Origin of the sequence: Pseudostreptobacillus hongkongensis (assembly GCF_001559795.1) — a bacterium.
In the GTDB taxonomy this organism is placed as follows: Bacteria; Fusobacteriota; Fusobacteriia; order Fusobacteriales; family Leptotrichiaceae; genus Pseudostreptobacillus; species Pseudostreptobacillus hongkongensis.
Window position 1 is genome coordinate 1 of the sequence record NZ_LOHY01000118.1, and the last position, 418, is coordinate 418.

General features: G+C 32.3%; 1 protein-coding gene and 1 pseudogene. Both read left to right on the forward strand.

All coding sequences use genetic code 11. The features are described from left to right. Positions 1–106: 106 nt before the first annotated feature. A pseudogene (locus AYC59_RS08305) lies at positions 107–184 on the forward strand (hypothetical protein); the annotation flags it as partial. Positions 185–193: 9 nt separating this feature from the next. Further along, a partial coding sequence (locus AYC59_RS07935; protein ID WP_245620680.1) for a hypothetical protein occupies positions 194–418 on the forward strand: 225 nt, incomplete at its 3' end.

A 418-nucleotide genomic window follows, 5' to 3' on the forward strand; every position in this document is an offset into this window, starting at 1 on the left:
TAATAATGCAGCAACAGTTGGCGATTTAAGAAATATAGGATGGGTAGTATCAAGTGATAAAACTACTGGAAATGTAGGAACAGAATAAAACTATCAAGTAAGAAAAGCTAATGAAGTTAAAATTGGTGGTAAGAATGGAATAAAAGTAAGGGGTAAAACCGATGATAAAGGTGTAAGAACATTAACAATTGGAATGGAAACAGGGGAAATAACACCAACAGAAATAGTTAAACCAGATGACAACAAACTTGATAAAAAAGTTGTAACAATAGGGAATAAAGTGTATAATGCCGAAGATATAGATACAAATGGAAAACCTAAAGCTGGAAAAGATCCAATAGGTACTATAGTTGATGGAAAAGTTTATGCTGATAAAGACTTAAATGCAGATGGAAAACCTAAAGATAGTGCATCACCA